Source organism: Xanthomonas hortorum pv. pelargonii, from assembly GCF_024499015.1.
Taxonomy (GTDB): domain Bacteria; phylum Pseudomonadota; class Gammaproteobacteria; order Xanthomonadales; family Xanthomonadaceae; genus Xanthomonas; species Xanthomonas hortorum_B.
The window spans coordinates 3,443,618-3,466,521 of record NZ_CP098604.1 but is presented as its reverse complement, the minus strand read 5'-3'; the positions used below and the strand labels follow the sequence as shown (position 1 = coordinate 3,466,521).

Here is a 22,904-nt window from a genome sequence, read left to right as displayed (position 1 = left end):
TCATATGGCGATGAAGATCTATCTCGTTGGCGGCGCAGTCCGCGATGCCCTGCTTGGTCAGCCTGCTGGCGACCGCGACTGGGTCGTGGTCGGTGCCGATCAGGCGCAGATGGAAAGCCTGGGCTTCAAACCGGTGGGGAAGGATTTCCCGGTATTCCTGCATCCGCGTAGCGGTGAGGAATATGCGTTGGCGCGTACCGAGCGCAAGTCCGGGCGCGGCTATCGTGGCTTCGTGGTGGATGCCGACCCGTCGGTGACGCTCGAAGAAGACCTGCTGCGCCGCGACTTCACCATCAATGCGATCGCACGCGACGAAGACACTGGCGAGCTATTCGATCCCTACGGCGGCGCGCGCGATCTGCAAGCGCGCGTGCTGCGTCATGTAGGCCCGGCGTTCGTCGAAGATCCCGTGCGCGTCTTGCGCGCAGCGCGCTTCATGGCGCGACTGGCACCGTTGGGTTTCACTATCGCGCCAGAGACCGCTGCATTGATGCGCGAGATGGCCGCCAGCGGCGAACTCGACAGCCTGGTGCCCGAACGCGTGTGGCAGGAGTTGCGTCGCGTACTGGCAAGCGCGCAGCCCTCCGCATTTTTGCGCGCCCTGCACGACACCGACGCACTGCGCGTCATCCTGCCGGAAATCGACGCGCTGTACGGCGTACCGCAACGCGCCGAGTTTCATCCTGAAGTGGATACCGGCATCCACCAGGAAATGGTCAGCGACATGGCCGCGCGGCTAGCGCCGGGCGATGCGCTGGTGGGCTTTGCCGCGCTCACCCACGATCTGGGCAAAGCACTCACACCACCCGACGAATGGCCACGCCACATCATGCACGAGCAACGCGGCGTCGCCCCGCTGCAAGCACTGTGCGAACGCCTCAAGGTGCCGCAGGACTATCGCCAGCTTGCCGTCACCGCCTGCCGCGAACACTTGAACGTGCATCGCCTGCCCGAACTGCGCGACCGCACCGTGCACGAACTGCTGATGCGCTGCGATGCCTTCCGCCGCCCCGAGCGCGTCGCACAGCTCGCCCTGGTCTGCGAAGCCGACAAGCGTGGCCGACTGGGCAGCGAAAACGCAGCCTATCCGCAGGGCGAAGAACTCAAGCGCTTGCATGCCGCTGCGCTCGCAATCAACGCACGCGACCTGGCTGCAGAAGGTTTGCAAGGCCCGCAGATTGGTGAGGCATTGGCGAAGGCACGGATTGCCGCGATTGCGGCTGTACGCGTTTTAAAGCGCTTGGAGTGAGAAGCAGTCGCTTATTGAGGGGAGCGGCGCTGTGCCGGCGGATCGGTGAGCTAGGCCAGCATCAGTCGTGAAAGCCACGTCGCGCCCAGGTGCGCTCCTACGCGGCTGATTGCACCGCGTGAGACGCATGAATCGCCAGGCGCAACGCTCTGCGCGACGCGAAGAAGCGCAGTATTTGCAGGAAGCACACCGGGCGCGCAGTGGCATGAGCATCGATGCCGGCCACGCGCCCGTGCGCACCTCCCCCACACCGTGCGCTCTACAGCTTGAAATTCAGACTCAACATGAAAGAACGGCCGTTCTTGTAGATGTAGTACGGCTGGTTCTTGTTGCCGATGTAGCTGAAGTAGGTTTCGTCCAGCAGATTGGTGGCTTCCAGCGCCACGCGCAGGCGCTCGGTGGCCTGGTATCCGAACGATGCATCCACCTGGGTGAAGGCATCGGTCATCTGCTGGCCGTTGAGCCGGCCGATCTGGGTGAAGTACTCCGAGCGCCAGCCCAGATTCACCCGCGCGCTCCATTTGCCCTGCTCGTAGTACGGGCTGATGTTGTAGGCGTTGCGCGAGTTGTACGGCAGGCTGTAATCGCCGTCGGTCTTGGAATCGGAATAGGTGTAGTTGGCCACCACGCCGAATCCATTGCCGAAGTTGTGCTGCAGGTTGAGCGCCACGCCACGCACCTTGGCATCGCCGGCATTGGTCGGCACGGAGGTCTGATACGTGCTTGAACCACCGGTGGCGTTGTTGAAGAACACCCGGTCTTCCACCGTGGTCAGGATGTAGTTGGAGATATCGCGTGAGAAGAATTCGCTGCTGAGTAGGCTGCTGTCGGAGAAATACCACTCCAGCGATGCGCCCAGATTGGTCGACTCGTACGGGCTCAGACCAGGATTGCCGGTGGATGCGGTGAGCGTGGTGTCGTCGGTGGCCACGTACGGGGTCATGTTGGTGTAGCGCGGCCGCGCGATCACCTTGGAGGCGGCAAAGCGCACCATCAAATCGTCGCGCAGGTCGTAGGCGATATTGAAGGCCGGCAGCCACTTGCCATAACTGTTGAGGAAGTTGACCGGCGTGTAGCCGCCGCCCGGCGCATAGCTAAAACCGTCGGTGGAATCGCGCGTATGCACATACCGTACGCCGATGTTGCCGCGATAGCGCTCGCCAGAAAAATTGGCTTGCAGGAACCACGCACGGTTCTGCTCTTCGATGCTGTAGTTGCCGGCGTAGCTGATCGGCAGCCCGTCATCGCCTTCCAGCCCGCTGATGTACTGGCTGATCGCGCCGCTGTTGATCGTCGACCACTGCTGCATATCGGCACTGGTGGATATGCCATCCAGATAGCCCGACGGCGTGATGCCCGGCGAGAATGCAGCGAGCGTGCTGCCATCGTTCGGCGTCCAAGTACGGCTGTACGCCGATTGCCCGGTGGCGTGATTGGTGAGCTTGATGCCGGTCAGAATCTGCGTGAATGGCCCCCACTCCACTGCATGATCGAAGTCCAGCTGCAGATAGCGCTCTTTGTCGTACTGCGGGCTGTGGCTGGCCGATGCATTGTTGAGTTGCATCGCCGCCGCGTTGGTGGGGTCGGTGCTGTAGTCCATCGCAGTACGACGCCCGTCGATGTTGTAGCTGTAGCCGGCAAGATTGCGGAACTGGATGCCGTAGATGCGCTCGGCACCACCTTGCGAGCTGGTGTAGCCAACCTGGCTCGACGCATTCCAGCCATCGCCATGCCAGTCGGCACGCAAGTGGATGCTGCCAGTGGTGACATCGCTGTTGCGCAGATAACCATCCAGGAACGTGGTGGATTGATCGCCGAACGTACCCGAGGTGGCCACGCCGTTTTCGAAGCCCAGCGCCTGCGCATCGCCCGGGTTGGAGCCCCAGTAGCCGTAGCGGCTCTGGTTGTAGTTGTCGAAACTTTCCTTGACGTACAAACCGGTCAGATTGAGCTCGAAGTCGGCATCCGGCTTCCATTGCAATGCGGCGCTGACACCATCGCGCTTGCGCGTCTGCTGAAACAAGGCCGTGTTGATCGAGGTCGGAAACACACCGGTGTTATTGCCCACCACACCCGGCGGAAACCCTGCGCCTTCCACGTTGTCGTAGCCGAAAATTTCCACACCATCGCGGCGCAACACGCGCTGCGAATGCATCACCGAGGTGAGCACACCCAGGGTTTCATCCTGGTTTTTCCAGCTGTACAACGCCGATACGTTCGGCTTGGGGTCTTCGGAGCGATCGTTATAGCCGTAGCTCACCGTGCCGGTCAGCGTATTGCGCTCGAGATCCAGCGGTTTGCGCGTGTGCACGATCACGGTGCCGCCGATGGAGCCTTCGTCGATACGCGCTTCCGGGGTCTTGTAGACCTCCATCAAGCCGACCACTTCCGGCGCCAGGGTGCTGTAGTTGAACGAGCGGCTATCCGGATCGTTGGGGTCGCCGCCCCAACTGGTGGAGGCAATGGTCTGGCCATTGAGCAGCACGCGATTGAGCGCAGGATCGGTGCCGAGGATGCTGACTTTTTCGCCTTCGCCGAATTGCCGGTCCACGGTGATGCCGGAGAGCCGCGACAGCGATTCGGCGACGTTGGTATCGGGAAATTTACCGATGTCTTCGGCGCTGATCGCATCGACGATCGCATCGGCATTGCGCTTGACGTTGAGCGCCTTGCCGAGACTGGCCTGATAGCCCACCACCTTGATTTCATCCAAGGTGGAGACCGATGGATTGGTTTGCGCGGGTGCCTGTTGCTGGGCGGGTGCAGGCTGTTCCTGCGCGAATGCGGGAAGTGCCGCAGTGCTGGCAAAAGCCGCGCCACCCAACAGCAAACCACGGACCGCTGCGCTCAGTGGCGAACGACGCGGTGCACGCGCATGACACAGGAAATGACCGGACAACTCGAACACACGGGGATACACCATTGCGTGGACCTCTAGGCTGATACGTCGCAACCGGTGAGTTGCGCAAGAACGCGCGATGCGCGTGCCATGCCCGCACTCCGTCCCCTGTGCCGGATGCGAGCAGCGTCCCGCACTGCCTCGTGGCGTGCGGGTCAAGGCGCCAGACCGATGCATCATCGGCGGCAACGTCTGCATGAATTCGGAGTGTGCTCCTGTTCGTTGACAACGTTATCAACGAAGGTGCCTCCCGCAAGCCGCGCTGTCAACTCAACGACACAAACAGCTTGATTTATGTGTAATTCGTCGAATTCAACGCAGATAACGGAATGACGGCGTGATCGTCATCGCATTCTCTTCGTGGTCCGTGCAGACCACTGCGCATGGAGACCTGATGGCATAAGGCTGCGCACGCAGATGTTGCGATGCAAAGTGTTTTGCATGCTTGGATGTGCTGCGCGTTTGTGCGGGATGTTCGCTACTAAGGCATTCCAATTACGCTTGAAGAATTGTTGCGAGCACATGCACATGTAGATGCAGCAACACCGATGAAGCAAATCTCGTAAGTTGCATCAAGTACCGCACGACTTCATACGCAAACTTCTTTGAGTTACAACAGCGGCCAATGCAGCCCACAAGGCGCTCACCAACAAGCGATTACTTCGACGGCGCGCAGCCCTGCGTACGCAACCAGCGTGCTGCCGCCTCGGTCGCTTCGATCTGCGGGTCGAGCAAGACATCCGGTTGTAGCCGGCCATCGATGCGATGCCCGTTGCGATCCTGCGTAGAGCTGGCGGCAATCGCAAGGACACCGCCGCCAGGCAGTTCCACCGAGCGATTACCGGTGGTCTGGCCGGCGCTTGGCTGACCGAAGCTGCGCGTGTTCGCACGGCCACGGAAGGAGATCGCAACCATCTCACCCGCACTTGCGGTCCTTGGACCGATCAAGACGGCGACCGGGCGATTTGTTTGCAGGCCGTCGGGCGAGCTAGTCGAGCGCGGCGTTGACCGTGCCCGCCATGGCGATTGCTTGCCTGCTGCATCGACAAAGCTACCGAGCGCTACATTGCCCAGTAGCGCATGCAGCCCGTTGATCATTGGCCACATCGTGCCGCCCGTGTTGTGGCGTAAATCGACAAGCCAGCCACAACTGGCCTGCACGGCGACTTGATCCAGCGCCGTCGCGAGCGATGTCTCGTAAGCACTGCTGACTTGTCTGGAGGATGCCATCAGGCCGGGGACGTCGATGTAGGCAATGCCGGATGACAGCAGACGCGCCTGCATGGCGGGCGGCTCGCGCTGTGCGACAGCTTCCACGTTACGTCGCCTGGAAGGACGCATCAGGAAACTATGGCCGTCATCGAGCTGGGCGACCAATGCATCAATGGCGACATAGGCGTCCACCTCGCGCATGTTTGCGGCCTGTGCACGCAGCTGCGGCTCACGCGTGGTCCAGTCGATGCGGGCGCTGTGCAGCGCGTGCTCCCGGATCGCGGGGATGGCGATATCCAGGATCGCGCTGGCCGATGCGGCATCGGCCAGCGGCTTTGCAGTCAGCCGCAACTGGCTTACGTCCAGCGCTCCATCGCCTCGCAGCACAACACCGATAAACACCTTCTGCGCATCCATCGGTACCTGCAGCGCAATGGAGCGGCTTGCGCGCGTCGTACCGCCGACCGGATCGATCTGTGAGCTTTCGAACGCCAGGCGTTTGCCATGCGCGTCATCGGCGCGCATCCATAGCGTGGCACCCTGCGATGCGTTTGAGGTTGCCAATACACCGGACAACAACAACGACTGGCCGCGCAAAAACAGCGTCCAATTGTGCGGAGGCAGCACCGAACGGTGCAGTACGCGCGGCAACTGCGGTCAGACGCAATTGCGCACCTTCACCAGACTGCACGTCGCCTTGCACCGCAGTCAGTTGGTAATCAGTACCACCGGCAGCCGCGTACCAGTTTGGAATCGCTGCCATCGCATGCACACTGCACAACAGACTCAGCATCAGCCACCATCGCATCCGTGCGTTTTTCATCCGTCAATCGTCGCAACCTGAGGTCAGACGCAACTTTAGCAGCCATTGCATGTGCTGTAAGGCCGTATGCGAGCTGCGACATCCAACCCGCGAACGTGGCGACTAGGGGCAACGTGGCTGTAGATCGCGCGCAACAACCGCGGTAGTCGGACAGCACATACCGCGTCGCGCGGTCGTCGATCCCGCTTGGCTAGCGTATTCGGCCTGACCGATCCGCCTACCCGCGCTGCCCGGCCACCCAGGTCGCCAACACCTGCACATCCGCATCCACCAGCACCAGATCGGCTTGATAGCCCGGCGCGATCCGACCGAGGCGATCGCCCAGGCCGATGCACTGCGCGGGATACGTGGACGCCATGCGCGCGGCTTCGGCCAGGTCCACGCCCAGCCATTGCACGCTGTTGCGCACTGCCGTTGCCATGTCCAGCGCGGAGCCGGCCAGTGCGCCGTCGGCATTGCGCACCACACCGTCCACGGCGGTGATGGTCTCGCCATACAGATCGAAGCTGGGGCTGTCGGCACCGACCATCGGCATGGCGTCGGTGACCAGCAACAGCTTGCCGCGCGGCTTGGCCGCCAACGCGACGCGCAGGCTGGCAGGGTGCACGTGCACGCCGTCGACGATGACGCCGCACCACACGTTGGGGTCTTCCAACGCGGCGCCCACAGCACTGGGTTCGCGCCCGGCCAGTTGCGACATCGCGTTGTACAGATGGGTGAAGCCGCTGACGCCGGCGGCAATGCCGGCGTGCGCCTGCTCGTACGTCGCTGCGGTGTGGCCGGCGAACACGATTGCGCCGCCGGCGACGAAGGCGCGGATGTCGTCCAACGGCACGCGCTCGGGTGCGAGCGTTATCAGGGTGACGCCGTTGTCCAGCGAGGTGTCGACCGCAATCTCGTGCGCGTCCGGCAGGCGGAACTTGTGCGCGTCGTGCGTGCCCTTGCGGGCCGGGCTCAGGTATGGGCCTTCCAGATGGATGCCGAGCACACCGGGCACGCCTTGCGCGATCGCCTGACGCGTGGCTTCGATCGCCTCGGCCATCACCTCGGCGGTGTCGCTGATCAGCGTGGGCAACATGCCGGTGGTGCCGAAGCGGCGATGCGCCGCAGCGATCGTGGCCAGTGCCTGCGGGTCGCGCGCGTTGTTGAACAACACGCCGCCGCCGCCGTTGACCTGGATGTCGATAAAGCCCGGCAACAAGGTGGCGCCACCCAGATCCACACGTGTGTGCGCCTGCGCAACACGCGCATCGTCGGCCGCCACGACCGCCTGTATCTGCGTGCCCGCCAGCAAGACAACCAGCCCATCCTGCAGGCCGTCGTCGGTGAGCACGCGTGCATTGCACAACGCTTGAATCGGGGAAGCATCCATGTTCAAACCGTTTCCGTAACCTTGTTCAAATGCGGCGGCAAATCGGGATTGTGGCCACGCTGGAGTGCGAGCGCATTGATCGCGCGATAGAAACTTTGCACGGTCAGCAGCGGTGCGCTGGCCGGATGTGCGGCATCGGCCAGCGGCAGGTCGCCATCGGGCGCGGCCAGCCACACCTGTGCGCCACGCGCGCGGAACTCGGCGGCGAGTGCACGCGTACCGGCACCGGTTTCGTCCGGCTGGGCAAACACCAGCACCGGGAAGCCCGGCCCCACCAGCGCCATCGGGCCGTGTTTGACCTCGGCCGAGCTATACGCTTCGGCGTGCAGGCCGCAGGTTTCCTTGAACTTCAGGGCCGCTTCCTGCGCCGCGCCCAGGCCCAGGCCGCGACCGAGCACGAACAGGTTGTGTGCGGGCACCAGGCCGGCAGTGAGTGCGGACCAGTCGGCCTGCCAGGCGTTGCGCAACTGCTGCGGCAATGCATCCAGCGCGGCCAACAATGCGGCGTCGTTCTTCCACACCGCGCCCAGGTGCAGCACAGCGGCCAGCGAAGCCAGATAGCTCTTGGTGGCGGCCACGCTCTTTTCCGGGCCTGCGCCCAGCGGAATCACCACCTCGGCCAACTGCGCCAGCGGCGAATCTTCCACGTTGACCAGGGCGACCACGCGCGCGCCGGCAGCCTTTGCGGCCTCGGCATTACGCAGCAGGTCCGGGCTCTTGCCCGATTGCGAAATCACGATGTACAGCGCGCCGCGCAATTGCAGCGGCGCTGCATAAACCGAACCCACCGACGGTGATGCCGAGGCAGTGACGATGCCAAGCTGGGTTTCGAACAGGTACTTGGCGTAGGTCGCTGCGTGATCGGAGCTGCCGCGCGCGCAGGTCACCACGAACGGCGGCGGTGTGTCGCGCAGCGATTGCGCAAGTGCGGCGATGGTGTCGGCGTTGCGGGCGAACTGTGCGGCGACCACGTCGGCGGTCTGCGCCGCCTCGCGGAACATCAAGGTATCGGTTTCGAGGGGAAGGCTCATCGGGCTCAGACGGATTCGGTGGGAGAGGATTTGGCGGCCGGCGGTTGCGCCGGTGCAGTGGAACCGCGCACGACCAGTTGCGGCACGAAGCCGCGGTTTTGCAATTGCGCGGGCTGGTCGTCGTAGGCATCGCTGCGCAGCTGGCTGATCAACAGGCGTGCGGCATGCCGCGCGATGTCGTCGGTGGCCTGCTTGGCGGTGGTCAATGCCGGCCAAGACTGGCGCGAAAACGGGCTGTCTTCGAAGCCGGCGATCGAGAGTTGATACGGCACGTTCATGCCGGTGGATTTGGCCGCTGCCAGCACGCCGGCGGCGATTTCGTCGTTGCTGCCGAAGATGGCGGTGGGCGGTTCGCGCAGCGACAACAGCCGGCGTGCGCCACGGAAGCCATCGTCAAAGGTGTAGTCGCCGGGAATCACCAGATGCTTGTCCAGCGTGATGCCGTAATCCTTCAGCGCGGCCTCGTAGCCGGCGTAGCGCTCGCCGCTGGAGCGATGCTGCGGGCCGCCCCACAAAAAGCCGATGCGTTGATGGCCGAGCTGGACCAGATGTTCGGTGATCTCATACGCCGCAGCGCGGTCGTCGATGTACACACACGGGCCATCGCCGGGGTCATCGGTAGCGGCGATGATGCGCACGCTCTTGATACCGCGCGCGGCCAGCCCGGCCATTAGCTCGGGGCGCTCTGACATCGGTGCGGTCAGCACCACGCCGGCCAGACGCGAGCGTTGCACCCATTCGGCCAATTCTTCGGCAAGCAACGGCGAGGTGGAATCACAGGGATGGATCTGCAGACCGAAGCCGGTTTCGCGGCACGCGGCGAGCACGCCATTTTGAATGGCGATGATGTGATACGGGTTGGGGTTGTCGTAGACCAGACCGATCACGAACGGCGTACCGCTGCGCAGATTGCGTGCGGACGGATCGGGTTCGTAATCGAGATCGGCGATGGCGCGCAGCACGCGCGCGCGCGTGGCCTGCATCACCGATGGCTCGTTGTTGATCACGCGCGACACGGTCTTCAACGAGACCTTGGCGCGCTCGGCGACATCTTTGATGGTGGGCCTGCGCATGGAGGTACCTTGTTCGTCGGAACGCATCATGCTGGCGCGTTCACTTGGCCTGGGCCGGCAGGCCCACGCGATGACCGCGCAGCGAATAGAACAGGATGTACAGATAGCACGGCACCATCAGCGCAGCGAACACGACCTGGAAGTCGTAGTGCTGTTTGAGAATGGCGAACAGCTGCGGAATGATCGCGCCACCGGCAATGCCCATGACCAGCAGTGCCGAACCGATTTCGGTAAAGCGACCGAGCCCGCGAATGGCCAGCGGGAAGATCGCCGGCCACATCATCGCGTTGGCAAAGCCCAGCGCGGCAACGAAGCCCACCGACACATAGCCGTGGGTGAGCAATGCACCGAGCGAGAACAGCACACCCAGCACCGCCGACACGCTCAGGTAGCGTGCCTGCGAGATCACGCGCGGAATCAGCACCAGGCCGGCGATATAGCCCACCAGCATCGCACCCAGCGTGTAGGAGGTGAACAGTTTGGTGCTGTCCAACGGCAGATTGAAGCCGTGACCGTAGGTGCCGATCGCATCGCCGGCCATCACTTCCACGCCCACGTACACGAACAGGCACAACACGCCCAGCCACAGATGCGGAAACTGGAAGATGCTGGATTTCTGCACGCCGGCCGCGCCGGGCGTTGCATTGGCCTCGGAGGCCTTGAGTTCTGGCAACGGCGAGAACAATACGCCGATGGCCAACAGCAACAGTACGCCGGACATCACCAGGTACGGTGCGTGAATCTTGGCGGCGAACGCAGTGAGCAAGGTTTCCTTGGTCGCGGCATTGGCACTGGCCACCTGCTCGGACAGATCGCCGATGCCGTGCAACACCAGCGAGCCGATCAGGATCGGCGCCAGGATGCCGGCAATCTTGTTGCAGATGCCCATCAGCGCGATACGCCGGGCCGCGCTCTCGATCGGGCCGAGGATGCTGATGTACGGGTTGATCGCCGTCTGCAGCAGCGCCAGGCCGCTACCGATCACGAACAGGCCGGCCAACGCACCCGGATACCAGCGCTGGGTGGCGAACTGGCCAAAGCCGGCCGCGCCCACCGCCATCACCACCAGGCTCAGCGCCAGGCCTTTCTTCATGCCGGTGCGTTTGAGTATCCACGACGCCGGTAGCGCCAGGAAGAAATACGACAGGTAGAACACCATCAGCACCAGAAACGCGTTGACCTCGTTGAGGTCGAACGCCAAGCGCACGAAGGTGATCAGCGGCCCGTTGATCCAGGTGAAAAAGCCGATGATGAAAAACAGCACGCCGACGATGGCGATCGAGACAACGGGATTTGCGGGCCTGGCAGTAGTCATGGATCGGCTGGCTCTGAGGTTGTCGTTGGGGGACGCCGGCTGGAATCAGCGGCGCAGTTCGGCGACGAAATCGTAGAAGTCGTTGTGGCAATAGGTGTCGGTCAATTCGATTGCGCTGCCATCGCGGGCATAGCCCACGCGCACCACATGCAGGATCGCCTCGCCGGTCTTCATGCGCAGATGTTCGGCCAGGCGCGCGGGCAGATTGATCGCGCGGAAATACTGCAACGCGCGCACCACCGGCGTGCCTTGCGCATCCAGATAGCTGTAGAGCGAATCGCCGATCTGCTGCGGGTCGGCGACGATGCGTTGCGGCAGCACCGCGTGCTCGTAGGCCATGACGCGGTCGTCGGCGCTGCGCAGACGCGTCAGCGAGGCCACTGCCGCATCCGGCGACAGACCGAGCCGCAGGATTTCTTCGCCATGCGCCGGGCGCAGGCGCCGCTCCAGCCAGCGCGTGCCCGGCTCGTAACCCTTGATGCGCAGCGTCTCGCTGAAACTGGTCAGGCCGCTGAGCTGATGCTGGATCTGCGCGGTGACGAAGGTGCCGGCGCCCTGACGGCGCGAGACCAGGCCTTGTTCGACCAGCACGTCCACCGCCTGGCGCAGGGTCACCCGCGAAATCTGCAGACGCTCGCACAGCTGGCGCTCGGCCGGCAGCGCCTCGCCGGCCTTCCACTCACCGCCGCGGATGGCGTCGGTGAGCTTGCCGGCCAGTTGCAGGTACAACGGGGTCGGCGCGGACGCGTCCAACGCCAGATCGTCCACCCGGGGATCGGTGTCGTTCCGGGGTGCCGCCTTGGGTTTGGCCATTGCTTGTCCTCCGGACCGACTTGGATTCGTTAGGTCCAATATAGTACCAATTTGGCTGCGGCGCATCTGTGCGGTGCCGATCCCGGCGACAGCTCGCACTGACCTGCGAATCGCAAGGTTCCGCGCGTCACGCGGCGGCCGGCGCTGGCAGGACCTGGCGGCGACAACCTGCAAGCATCGGCAGCCATACCATCACTTGACGCGCCGTGGCCTCACAACCGCAGGTACCAGCGCCGCTGGTCCATCCACCAGCCCACGCCCCAGCACAGCAGCGTGTAACTCAGCGCGCAGAGCAGCGAGCCGAGCGGCCCCGGCGCGATGGTCTGGAAGACGCGGATACCTGCCCAGGCGTACAGGTCCTGGCCGGAGCTGCCGGCCGGGAGCAGGCGCAGCACCACCACGAACAATTCGGAGAACAGATAGATCGCCAGCGGGTTGCGCCCCAGCACGGTGAAAAACCGCTGCCGCCGATCCAGCCGCGCAGCTCCAGCAGGTAGACCAGCACGCCCAGGGCCAGCAGATCCAGGCCCACGGTGCAGGCGACGAATGACCCGCTCCAGAGCTTTTTCGACAGCGGCCAGGCGGGGTTCCAGAGCAGCGCGAGCAGCACCAAGCCCACGCCGGCCAGCAACAGCGTGCGCGTGGCCGCAGCGGTCTTGCCGCGGCGCTGCAGGAAGCGCCCGGTCAGATAGCCGGCCAGCACGTTGACCGTGGCCGGCAGCGTGCCGAGCAGACCTTCCGGGTCGAAGCCGTTGTCTTTGCGATACAGGTGCGCGCGCCCGTACAGCCACAGATCCAGCCGGGTGCCGGCGTTGCCGGTCTTGCTCAACTCGGCGCCGGGCTGGCCGAAGACGTACAACACCGCCCAGTAGCCCAGCAGCAGCGCCACGCAGGCCGGCGCGATGCCGCGTGGCGGCAGATAGCGCACCAGCAACGCGGCAAGCAGATAGCACAAGCCGATGCGCTGCAGCACGCCGGTCAAGCGGAGTTGATCGATCGCGGTAAATGCCCATCCCCCACCGGGCTGCAGATGGAAGAATGGAAACCAGTACATCAGCACGCCGCATAGAAAAATCAGCGCAGCGCGCTTGCCCACGCGACCGAGAAACGGCCGATGCGGCGTGTCTGTCGCCAGCGCGAAGCTCATCGCGCTGCCCACTGCGAACAGGAACGAAGGAAACACCAGATCGGCAAGCGTGAAGCCGAACCAGGCCGCATGGGTCAGCTGCGCATACGCCTGCGCACCCGGCCCGGCGGTGTTGACCAGGATCATCAGGAAGATGGTCAGGCCGCGGAAGACGTCCAGCGATAGAAAGCGTTCGCGCTTTGGTGTTGGTGTTGGCGATGCAGTGATCGCTGCAGCAGCGGGTGTTTGTTCGCTCATTGCAGTTCCTTGCTACGGTACTGCAGGTGGGTACGAGGTGGGCGTTTGATGCCGATAGCTTGCGTGATTGCATCGCCGCTGCAACGGTCATGCATGCAGACGAAGCGCAAGACGGATCCGCTCATTGGGCGTCGCCTTGCACAGTTCCGTGCGTGGTGCCGTGCATGGCGCCGTGCGCAATTCCTTGCACCTCGCCTTGCAACTCGCCTTGCAGAGCACTCTGCACATCGTCTTGCGCATCCACCTGTGCCAGCAATGTACGCAGCGAGGTCAGTGGGTCGCGTGGTGGCTGACGCTTCGGCACGCTGCCCTGCTCCGCCCATTGGCGCTCCCACGCTGCAAGCTTTGTGTTGAAGGCCGCTTCGTCGAACGGCGTGCCCGCCTTGCGCGCAGCCCGGTAGGCGCTCAGAAAGCGCGTCCAGCGCTGCAGATAGAACTCCGCGTACATGCCTTGCCACGCCTTGGACGCGTAATCGGCAAGATTGCCGTCGCCGCCCCAGACGCTGACCTGCGCACGCGCGTTGCCGACATACACGCGACGCAATGCGGCATCGTCGCCCGCGGCAGCGGCCGCCTGGCCGGTCCAGTCGGCGAGGGTTTCGTGTTGGCCGCCGACCAGTGCATCGAGTCCTTGCACCAATCGCGTCGTGCGCGCCAACAGCGCATCGCCGCGTGCGAAGTCGCCGGCGCCGTACGCCTGCACCACCGCCTGCAGTTGGCGGTCGGCGTGCAGGCTGAGGTAATGCCGCGCGTCTTCGATCAGGTCGTAGCGGTACAGCGGCGCGTCGGCGTAACGGTCGGCTTGCTGCAGTAGCGCGTCGATGGCGCGGCGCAGGCGTTGCGGATCGCCGGGGCGGTCGTCGAAGCCCACAATGTCTGCAGTCGGTCGCTTGAATAGCAGATACGCGCCGGCACGCTTGTTCCACCAGCGCGGCGACCAATAGCGGGTCTGGTAGATGCCCGCTTCCAGATCCGACCAGGCCTGCAGCAATGCCGCATCGCTACGACCGTAGCGGGCGCGCGTGTACTGCGTGAGCCACTGCGACCAGGACTGCTGCGGGCCTTCCCAGGCCAGCGCGTAGAGGTACTCGTAGACCACCGAGTTGCTGTGCAAGCCTTCGGGAAACACGCCGAAACCGCGCAGATTGCGTTTGTCCGGGTCGGCCAGCAAGGCCTGCAGATCCTGCCGATAAAATGCAAAGTCGCCGTACAGCGGATTGCTGGCGCCGTAGTTGTGCACGTAGCCGTAGATCCATTGTTTGTTGTCGAAGGCTTGCGAGGCCTTCCATGTGCCCGGATAGCGGTCATTACCGATGTCCAGCACCATCAGCCGCGCGTCGGGTACCTTGCCCAGAAACGCGGCGATCGCCTGCGGTTGCCAGAAGTCGCGGTCGGCACCGAACAACCAGCCCTGCATCACCCACGTGGCCTGCGGATTCACTTGTGCGATGGAGCGATACAAGGCCTGACCGTATTCGGCCAGGCGCGCATCGCGTTGCGCTGGCGGCACTGCCTTGGCGCGCGCAGCATCGGAATTGGCGATGCTGTCGCCGTACTTTGCCGCGGCCACGTCGCTGCCATCGTCGGCCACTGGCGGCAGCATTTCGTTGTAGGCATCGGCCAGATAGAACTCGCCTGCGCCGTAGGTTTGCGTGTACAGCTCCAGGAATCGGCGCGCAACCTTGGCGAAAAACGGATCGCGCGGATCCAGCCAGTAGGTTTCGTGAAAACCCTCCCAGGCGCGCATGCGGTAGATGCGCGCGTTCGGATGTGCCTGCGCGAATGCCTTGGGTACGTAGCCGGCAAATGCCGGCAGCACCGGTTGCATGCCGAGCTCGCGCATGCGCTTCAGGATCTGCGTCTGCAGCACGCGCTTGCTGTCGATCCACTGTTGCGGCAACGGCGCGCGATAACCTTCGATATTGCCCATGCGCTGCCACGGGGTGAACGCCGGGCCGGAGAAATACTCCGCCAACGCAGCATCGCCCACATCGAACTCGCGCCACAGCGCTTGCCAGATTGCTTCCTGGCCTTCCATCGCCAGCGGCATATCGATGCCGTGCAACGCCATCCAGTCGATCTCGCGCTGCCAGCGCGGCCAGTCCCAGAACGGCGTTGTGTAGCCGTAGGTGCAGGTGTTGAGATAGGCGCGATGGGCAAACGGCGTGCGCACCTGGCCGCTGCTGTAGGCCGGCCATTGCGCCGGCAGCGCCACGCGGTCGCCTTCCCAGCTCATCGAGGCCGCACCGGCCTGGCCCAGATAGGCGTAGGCGCCACGCGCCAATGCCACTTGCGAGGAACCGGCAATGCGCACCGTGTCGCCACCGGCATCGATGCGATACCAGTCCGCACCGTTGCCGCGTGGCGCCATCGTCATCTCGAACTGTGCGGCACGTGTGCCGATCAAACGTTGCACCACCGCCTGTGCGGGCGGTGCGGCCAGCACGCTGACTGGAATGGCGAGCAACGCGCTCAGCACTGCACCAGCGAACAGGCGCGTATGCGACGAGGGTGAAAACGATAAAGCGATCATGGCGAGTTCCGATAATGCACGGTAACAACGTCGTGGAATCCAAACGGCTGATCAGCGTCGACCTGCATGATCACCGCCAGCGTGCGCACACCGGTTGCGGGCGCAAGCGTCAGTTTGATCGGCGCGCCGGCTGCCGCTTGCGTCACTGCGCGACCATCCAGAAATACCTGCGCCGGGCCGCTGAGGCGGCCCAGATCGAGCACGCCGCCGTGGGTCTGCACGCCTTGCCACGGCGTGAACTGGGTGCGGTACAGCACGTAGCCGGCGCGTTCGGGTGCGGTTTCCAGCGTGCCGGGTAGCGTGTTGCTCCAGCTGTTGTTGTCATTGGGGCGGCGCGACAGATCCGGTGCCGGTGGCTGCGCGAAGGCGGCAGTGTGGCGCCAGCTTTCGACCACCATCACCGGCGCGGCCACTGCCACAGCCGCTGGTAGCGGCACCGCCGTGCAGGCGATCTCGGCCACCGCATCTTGCAGTGCTGATGCACGCGCCTGCAGGCGTAGTACGCCGGCACCGCGGCCTGCCTGCACGATGGCCTGCGCCAGCCCGTTGAACAGGGCCACTTGCGTGGCCTGATCGGGTGCGTGCGCATTCGGGTCGCCATTGCCCACGCCCAGCAGCCGGCCGCCGCTGATCTGCAGTGTCAGCGTTGCAGTGCAATCGGGCACGTGGCGGCCTTGCGCATCCACCGCTTCCAGCGTCACCGGCTGCGCGTCGCGGCCATCGCCGCGTAGCTGGGGGCGGTCGGGCGTGAGTCGTAGCGCGACCGCTGCGCCAGTGGTTTCCACGCGCGTGCGCGCCACCTCGCGGCCATCGCGCCAGGCCACCGCTTCGAGGACGCCCGGCGCGTACTGCACCTGCCATTGATTCATCTGCGCGCGATCCACCGCCTGTTTGCCGAGCGAGCGGCCGTTGAGCCACAACTCCACCTGCGCGGCATTGCAGAACGCCATCACCTTGATCGGCTGGCCTTCGCGGCCCGGCCAGTTCCAGTGCGGCAACAGATGCAGCACCGGCGCATCGTCGATCCACAACGCGCGGCGCAACCAGTAGGCTCCCTTGGGAAATCCGCACTGGTCCATGATGCCGAAGAACGAGCCCACCGACGGCCATTCGAACGGCGTGGGTTCGCCGCGATAATCGAACCCTGTCCACACGAAACTGCCGGCGACGAATGGGCGTTCGGCAATCAGCTGCCAGGCGCGGCGATGGGTATTGCCCCAGTCGGCGGCCAGGCTGTCGTCTTCGGCCACCACGTGTGCGTCCATGTCGGTGAACCACGCGCCGCGGGTCTGAAAGGCACTGGTGTCTTCGCTGGACAACATCGGCGTGCGCGGGCGCGCGGCATGCACGCGGTCGTAGTTGTACTGGCGATAGTTGAAGCCCAGCACGTCCACCACATCGGCCGCGCCGCGGGTGGCGAACATGCCATCGTTCATGCCGGCAGTGATCGGGCGGGTGTCGTCGAGCGCACGCACGGCGCTGGCGGCGCGCGCCATGATGGCGTAGCCGGTGGCGGTGCCCTGCAGCGGCTCTTCGTTGAGCAGCGACCACAGGAATACGCTGGGATGGTTGCGCTGGCGCCGCACCATCGTTTGCAACAGCGCCACGTACTCGGGTGCGGGGTTGAACAAGCGGTTCTCGGCCATCACCAGCATGCCGAGCCGGTCGCAGGCCTGCAGCAACTCCGGCGCCACCGCGTGATGCAGGCGGATGGCATTGCAGCCCATCGATTTCAGGCGACGCAGGCGAAACGCATGCAAGGCATCGGGCAGCGCCACACCAACGCCGGCATGGTCCTGATGCAGGCACACGCCCTTGATCTTGAGCGCGCGGCCATTGAGAAAAAAGCCGTGGTCGGCATCGAAGCGCAGGCTGCGAAAACCGATCTCGCACTCGGCATGATCGCTGCGGCCGTCTTCGCCGCGCACGCTGGCCACCACGCGATACAGCGCCGGCGTGTCCACGCTCCAGCGCTGTGGCTGCGCGACCGATACGCTCACTTCTGCTTGCGCAGTACCGAATGCAGCGACGCGTAATTGCGTCTCGCCATGCGCCACCACAACACCACGTGCATCGCGTAGTTCGACATCTACCCAGGCCTCGGCAGGCTGCTCATCGCTGTTGACAAGCTCCAGCTGCACCGGCACCTGCCAGACATCGCCCGGGCCTTCGCGCGGCACCACTGCCAGGCCATCGCCAGCAACATGCAACGGCGTACGCAGCACCAGCCAGGTGTGCCGGTAGATGCCGCCGCCTTCGTACCACCAACCGTCCATCGCTTCGGCATCGACGCGGATGGCGATGCTGTTCAAGGCGTTACCGTAGCGCGCGACCGGCGTGAGGTCGATCACCAACCCGTTGTAGCCGCTCCAGCTACGTGCCATCAGCATGCCGTTGACCCACACGGTGGCATGGCTGGCGATGCCGTCCAGACGCAGCTCCACCGCCTGGCCGCGCGCGGAGTCTTCCAACCGCAGCGTGCGCCGGTACCAGGCGATACCGCGCGGGCGATAGCCTTGCGCGATATTGGCGTCGGCGCGCACTGCCTGCTCCACCACAAAATCGTGCGGCAATTGCAGCTGCCGCCAGCCGGTGTCGTCGAAGTCCGGCGCCGCCGCACCCCAGGCCCGGCCCGCCTTGGCGTTGTCGTAGGTCTCGTCCTGCGCAAGCAGACGCGGGAACGGCAGATCGCCGGCATGGAACCGCCAGCCCTCATCCAGATCCAGCCATTGGCCACTGCCATCTTTGACCGATGGCGGCGGAGTAGGACGCGGCTTACCGGTAACACCAGCGCGTGCAGTTGCAGCGCTCGCCATGCCGGGAGTCAACGTCGGCACACCAAGCAACGAGGAGGCGCAGACGCTGCCGGCGAGGAAGTCACGCCTGCGCATGGCAGTGCCCGATCAACAGCATTGCGTACATGCCCTGCGAACGACGCGCAGCAGCAACACCCGCAGCATCTTTGAACTGCGCTTCCACAACAGCTGCAGCATTGCATTCAATGCGTGCTGTAGCACGCAGCCGTGCACACTGGCGCTGCGCGCCCTCCCCGCCATCAAAGCATGTCCCACTGCATCGACAGGTAGTAGCTGCGACCGGTGACCCCAGTCATCTGCCAACGGCTGGTGATGTCCTTGTAGGCCTCTTCGGTGCGGTTGGTGAGGTTCAAACCGCCCAGCTGGAAGCTGAGCTTGTCGTTGACCTGATACCCGAGCACCGCATCCAGCTGCGTGCGCGCCTTCATGGTGTGGCCTTCGCGCGCGAAGAAGCTGTCGCTGCTGTCCTGCTCGTATTCGCTGCGATGGTTGAGCGAGACGCGTGCCGAATAATGCTGGCTTTCCCAGTATGCGGTGGCGTTCCAGGTCTGCTCGGACAGATTGCGGATCTGGAATGCCGTATCGCGCTGCGGAATCACGCGGGTGAAGTTGGAGGTCACGCCGAAGCCATCGATCGGCAGCCAGGCATCCAGCGATTGTGTCCAACCCAGCTCGTAACCACGGATCTTGACCTTGCTCGGATCGTTGGTGGTGGCGGTGATCTCGTAGATGTTGCCGACGCCGTCCACGCAGTCGCCGGCCGCATTGCTGGACAGTGCGGTGCCGTTGAACGCGCCCGGGCAGACGATGCTATTGAAGGTGCCGTTCTTGATGTTCTTCCAGAAGCCGGCAACGGTCAGCGCGCCACCGTTGCCGTAATACCACTCCAGGCTCAGGTCGGCCTGGTCGGCGGTCAATGCCTTCAGATCGGTCTGGCCCTGGGTGACGATGAACGTGGTGGTGCCGCCGGTATTGGTGCCGGTGGAAATGGTCGAAGCGATGGCGGTGTTGCTGTCCAGGATCGGCCGCACCAGCACCTTGGCGGCGGCAAAGCGCAGCAGCAGGTCTTCGCGCATGTCCAGCACCAGATTCAGGCTGGGCAACCAGTTGGAATAGTCGTACGGCGCACGCGCGGTGCCGATCACCACGTTGGCGTCGTCGCTGGCTGCCTGCGCCTGGGTGAGGTAGGTGTCGGTGGTGCGCTTGGTGTTTTCGTAACGCATGCCGACGTTGCCGCGCAGACGCATGCTGCCGATGTCGGTATCGATGCGCGCCATCGCATAGGCCGATGAAATGTCGTTCTCGATGCTGTAGCTGCTTTGCGGGGCGAACAGCACCGGCACGCTGATACCGGCAGCCGCCAGCGAGCGCGCGTAGGCCGCAATGTCCGGGGTCACCCAGCTGTCCTGCGAGGCGAGTTGTCCGTCGAGGAAGTTGCTCACCGTGCTGTTGGCGGCCGACAGTTCCGGGAACATGTCGAAGCCCGACACGGCACCAGTCCTGAGCAAATACAGAAAATCGCGCCTGCGCACATCGCGGTCGAAGGTTTCGCGCCGGTATTTGGCACCGAAGCGCACTGCGTTCAACGCGCCCAGGTCCAGATACCGCTCGGCATCCAGTTGCAACGACCATTCCTTGTTGCTGAGCGACTGGATGCCGCCATTGGGATATTCGCTACGCACCAGATTGGCCTTGTCCCAGGCGCTGGCATCGGTGGCGTCGGCATCGGTGATCAGCGAAATCGCATCCGAATTCGAGGTGTCCAGCAGCGTCGAGGTCGGCTTGCGGCCCAGGATCGCCGCGCGCTCGTTTTCATCGGTCTTGCCTTCGGTGTAATTGGCCGCGCCACTCAAGGTCCAGGCATCGCCCTTCCACTTGAAGTCGTAGGTCAGTAGCCGCGTAGACAGATCGTGCTGTTCGATCTGGCGGTTGTTTTCCAGCCAGTAGTCGGACGCCGACACCTGCGTGGCAGTGAGCCCGTTGGTCTGCAGTACGGTCAGCGGGCTGCGCTCGAACGAATACACCAACTGGTTCATGTCGTTGGCGGTCTTGTCCTGCGAATACAGCGCGGTGAGGTTCATTTCCAGCTGATCGCTGGGCTTCCACTGCAGCCCGCCGTTGAACATCTTGCGGGTGGTTTCGCGCTCGATCGAGCGGTAGCGCGGGCGGCGTGGAATGTACAAGGTGCCGGCGTCGGTTTGCTGCGTATACCAGCGGTCGATCCACAGATAATCGGCGCGATCCTTGAGCTTCTGATAACCGGCGCTGAGGAACACGCCCAGATCGCCACCGCCGAATTTAAACTGGTCGATATAGGTCAGCACGCCCTTGGGCGTGGGCGCACCGCCGGCAAATTCGGCGTATTGCGCCTTGGCCGAAAACAGCAGCTTGGTCTGCTTGTAGTCCAGCGGTTTGGTGGTGTTGATGTTGACCGTGCCGGACAACCCGCCGGCATCCATGTCGGCCGACGGCGACTTGATCACCTCGATACCGGCAGCCACTTCCGGCTGGATGATGTCGTAACGGAAACCATCGGTGAAATCAGCGCTCTTGATCACCTGGCCGTTGATGGTGGTGGCCGAATACTGCGGGCCCAGGCCACGCACGCTGATGGTGGAACCGCGCCCGTTGATGGTGGAAATCTGCACACCGGGAATGCGCTGGATCGCCTCGGCGATGTTTTCGGCGGGGAACTTGCCGATGTCCTGCGCCGAAATGCCGTCGGTCATGCGCACGTCGTCGCGCTTGTTGTCCATCGCGGTGATCAGGCTCTTCTGGTACGAACTGGTGACCTTGACCGTATCGAGCTGGGAAATCTGCGCAGCGTCTGCAGGCGGCGACTCCTGCGCCTGCGCGCTGGCGCCGCAGGCAAGCAGCGACAGCGCGATGGCGATGGATAGCGAGGAAGGCGAACAACAACGCAACGAGGCACGCGAGACAGGTGACATGGGAGATCCTGAGGTGGAATGGCTGGACGACGACGCGACTGGCATTCCGATCGGTCAGCGATGACAGATCCCGGCGTTGGGCAACCCACCCACACGCGCACAGGCCCCCAGTCCCGGACATCCGGAACCGCCTGCGATCTGTTGTTTGAGACGCACCCCGTACGGCCCCCCGTGGGTGCCGATGCCGCCTCCCTCCCAGGACGGACATCGCGTGCCATTGCTGATCAACGGCCCTGACTGGCAAATACCAATTCAGTGAATTTGATTCTTATGGTCTTTAAAAGATTCTGTCAACAGTCACTGTCGAAAGTGTTTGATCGCTACTCGTGACTGGAGCCATATCCTTTATTCAAGGGTTTTTATGGGTGCGCTCAGGATCATTCGGGTGCATCCCGGGTATCGTTGTCACAGGACCAGTCAATGACCAATTCGCCATTACCAGACCAATTTTGTTCCAGGCGAAATGTGCCAGACGCATCGCATTCGCTGGAAGCTGCGTCACAGTCGATATTCAGGCGTTCCTGCGTGTCGAAAGCGGCGTCGATGTCTCACCAACGCAACCAGCTGACTGCAGCAATGACTACAGGCGGCGCTACGCCGACAACGTTGTCAGCAGGCTAGCTGTGCGCGCCGTCAAGTCGGCCTGGACGAAGACACAGGCCATCACGCATGCACGCTAATGGTGCAGAAGACAGCCTACCTGGCGCGCAGCCCGCCAAGCAGCGCTCAGCGCAATTGCCCCTGATCGATGCGCAACGACATGCGCTCCGGCGTGGCGGTAAAGCCCAGCAGTTGCAGGCCCACGCCCAGCACCGCGTCCTGACCGGGATCGACGCGCGACTGCAGCTGCCAGCGTCCGTCGCGCCACAGTTGCAGCTGCGCGTTGGCCTGCACACCTGCAGGCAGCGCGGCGTCCGGCAGCAGTGTCAGCACCGCCGTGTCGTCCACGCACACCGGTTGCCCGGATAACCGCAGCGGCGGCAAACCCGTCAGCTCGCCCGCCCCACTCGGCAGCAGTTGCAGGCTGACCCGCCCGCGTGCGTGCACGCAGCGGGTGGCATCGAATAGCAGATCGACCTGCTGCAGTTCCAATGCCAGATCGATCAAGGTCATCCCCGCAGGCTGGCGTACCAACAACTGCCCCTGCGCATCGCGAATGCCGTGTTGCGTGCCATCCACCAGCAGCACTTGCAGCTGCGTGGTCTGCAGGTACACCTGCCGCTCGCCACGCAACAACGGCCAGACGCGCGGCCGCACCGCGACATCGCCGAATGCGATGCCCTGCCATTGCACCTGCCGCAACGTGCCGGCCCACACCGGCCCTTCCACGTCCAGCACCGAAAACGGCAGCCCCTCGCGTGGCAGTACCAGGCGCAGTGGCAGCCATGCCAGCAACGCGACCAATAACATCAGTGCAAATACCAAAATCCAACGCG

At 63.9% G+C, this 22,904-nt stretch carries 13 protein-coding genes and 1 pseudogene; 1 reads left to right on the top strand and 13 read right to left on the bottom strand.

Translation table 11 applies throughout. From position 1 onward, the window contains the following. The first annotated feature begins 10 nt into the window (after positions 1 to 10). On the top strand, positions 11 to 1,249 hold the full coding sequence (locus tag NDY25_RS15085; protein WP_168959449.1) for a multifunctional CCA addition/repair protein: 1,239 nt from the start codon (positions 11 to 13) through the stop codon (positions 1,247 to 1,249). A 259-nt stretch (positions 1,250 to 1,508) separates the two neighbouring features. Here the strand turns inward: NDY25_RS15085 and NDY25_RS15080 are convergent, their stop codons facing one another. From NDY25_RS15080 to gspN, 13 genes and pseudogenes are all read right to left on the bottom strand, one after another. Beyond that, positions 1,509 to 4,172, bottom strand: coding sequence for a TonB-dependent receptor (locus NDY25_RS15080; RefSeq protein ID WP_233366595.1), 2,664 nt, complete (start codon positions 4,170 to 4,172; stop codon positions 1,509 to 1,511). A 633-nt stretch (positions 4,173 to 4,805) separates the two neighbouring features. After that, positions 4,806 to 5,885, bottom strand: a complete 1,080-nt coding sequence (locus NDY25_RS15075) for a S41 family peptidase (protein ID WP_256627547.1) — start codon at positions 5,883 to 5,885, stop codon at positions 4,806 to 4,808. After that, positions 5,872 to 6,183 carry a hypothetical protein gene (locus tag NDY25_RS15070; protein WP_256627546.1) on the bottom strand — a complete coding sequence of 104 codons (312 nt, stop codon included), beginning with the start codon at positions 6,181 to 6,183 and terminating at the stop codon, positions 5,872 to 5,874. Before NDY25_RS15070 ends, NDY25_RS15075 begins: the two co-directional genes overlap by 14 nt. Positions 6,184 to 6,400: 217 nt before the next feature. Beyond that, positions 6,401 to 7,555 carry an N-acetylglucosamine-6-phosphate deacetylase gene (gene nagA / locus NDY25_RS15065; RefSeq protein WP_168959448.1) on the bottom strand — a complete coding sequence of 385 codons (1,155 nt, stop codon included), beginning with the start codon at positions 7,553 to 7,555 and terminating at the stop codon, positions 6,401 to 6,403. A gap of 2 nt (positions 7,556 to 7,557) precedes the next feature. Continuing rightward, positions 7,558 to 8,586: an SIS domain-containing protein gene (locus tag NDY25_RS15060; RefSeq protein WP_168959447.1), complete on the bottom strand. Its 1,029-nt coding sequence runs from the start codon at positions 8,584 to 8,586 to the stop codon at positions 7,558 to 7,560. A gap of 5 nt (positions 8,587 to 8,591) precedes the next feature. Then, positions 8,592 to 9,659 carry a LacI family DNA-binding transcriptional regulator gene (locus NDY25_RS15055; protein WP_043889880.1) on the bottom strand — a complete coding sequence of 356 codons (1,068 nt, stop codon included), beginning with the start codon at positions 9,657 to 9,659 and terminating at the stop codon, positions 8,592 to 8,594. A gap of 40 nt (positions 9,660 to 9,699) precedes the next feature. Then, positions 9,700 to 10,974 (bottom strand): sugar MFS transporter, encoded by a 1,275-nt coding sequence (locus NDY25_RS15050; protein ID WP_168959446.1) that lies wholly within the window; start codon positions 10,972 to 10,974, stop codon positions 9,700 to 9,702. Positions 10,975 to 11,019: 45 nt separating this feature from the next. Further along, entirely contained in the window at positions 11,020 to 11,742 is a 723-nt protein-coding gene (locus tag NDY25_RS15045) for a GntR family transcriptional regulator (protein WP_172839323.1), read from the bottom strand. A 257-nt stretch (positions 11,743 to 11,999) separates the two neighbouring features. Beyond that, positions 12,000 to 13,171 (bottom strand): annotated as a pseudogene (locus NDY25_RS15040) (acyltransferase family protein). A gap of 121 nt (positions 13,172 to 13,292) precedes the next feature. After that, positions 13,293 to 15,704: an alpha-N-acetylglucosaminidase gene (locus NDY25_RS15035; protein WP_168959444.1), complete on the bottom strand. Its 2,412-nt coding sequence runs from the start codon at positions 15,702 to 15,704 to the stop codon at positions 13,293 to 13,295. Beyond that, positions 15,701 to 18,595, bottom strand: a complete 2,895-nt coding sequence (gene galA, locus NDY25_RS15030) for a beta-galactosidase GalA (RefSeq protein ID WP_256627545.1) — start codon at positions 18,593 to 18,595, stop codon at positions 15,701 to 15,703. Before galA ends, NDY25_RS15035 begins: the two co-directional genes overlap by 4 nt. A 164-nt stretch (positions 18,596 to 18,759) precedes the next feature. Continuing rightward, positions 18,760 to 21,468, bottom strand: a complete 2,709-nt coding sequence (locus NDY25_RS15025) for a TonB-dependent receptor (RefSeq protein ID WP_168959442.1) — start codon at positions 21,466 to 21,468, stop codon at positions 18,760 to 18,762. A 726-nt stretch (positions 21,469 to 22,194) separates the two neighbouring features. Further along, complete coding sequence (gspN, locus tag NDY25_RS15020) at positions 22,195 to 22,878, bottom strand: type II secretion system protein N (RefSeq protein ID WP_168959455.1); 684 nt, start codon at positions 22,876 to 22,878, stop codon at positions 22,195 to 22,197. Positions 22,879 to 22,904 lie beyond the last annotated feature (26 nt).

What these genes read in the sequence shown, in the direction of transcription:
- NDY25_RS15085 (WP_168959449.1), top strand. Translation starts at nt 11, where the DNA reads ATGAAGATCTATCTCGTTGGCGGCGCAGTCCGCGATGCCCTGCTTGGT.
- NDY25_RS15080 (WP_233366595.1), bottom strand. Translation starts at nt 4,172, where the DNA reads ATGGTGTATCCCCGTGTGTTCGAGTTGTCCGGTCATTTCCTGTGTCAT.
- NDY25_RS15075 (WP_256627547.1), bottom strand. Translation starts at nt 5,885, where the DNA reads ATGCGCGCCGATGACGCGCATGGCAAACGCCTGGCGTTCGAAAGCTCA.
- NDY25_RS15070 (WP_256627546.1), bottom strand. Translation starts at nt 6,183, where the DNA reads ATGAAAAACGCACGGATGCGATGGTGGCTGATGCTGAGTCTGTTGTGC.
- nagA (WP_168959448.1), bottom strand. Translation starts at nt 7,555, where the DNA reads ATGGATGCTTCCCCGATTCAAGCGTTGTGCAATGCACGCGTGCTCACC.
- NDY25_RS15060 (WP_168959447.1), bottom strand. Translation starts at nt 8,586, where the DNA reads ATGAGCCTTCCCCTCGAAACCGATACCTTGATGTTCCGCGAGGCGGCG.
- NDY25_RS15055 (WP_043889880.1), bottom strand. Translation starts at nt 9,659, where the DNA reads ATGCGCAGGCCCACCATCAAAGATGTCGCCGAGCGCGCCAAGGTCTCG.
- NDY25_RS15050 (WP_168959446.1), bottom strand. Translation starts at nt 10,974, where the DNA reads ATGACTACTGCCAGGCCCGCAAATCCCGTTGTCTCGATCGCCATCGTC.
- NDY25_RS15035 (WP_168959444.1), bottom strand. Translation starts at nt 15,704, where the DNA reads ATGATCGCTTTATCGTTTTCACCCTCGTCGCATACGCGCCTGTTCGCT.
- galA (WP_256627545.1), bottom strand. Translation starts at nt 18,595, where the DNA reads ATGCGCAGGCGTGACTTCCTCGCCGGCAGCGTCTGCGCCTCCTCGTTG.
- NDY25_RS15025 (WP_168959442.1), bottom strand. Translation starts at nt 21,468, where the DNA reads ATGTCACCTGTCTCGCGTGCCTCGTTGCGTTGTTGTTCGCCTTCCTCG.
- gspN (WP_168959455.1), bottom strand. Translation starts at nt 22,878, where the DNA reads ATGTTATTGGTCGCGTTGCTGGCATGGCTGCCACTGCGCCTGGTACTG.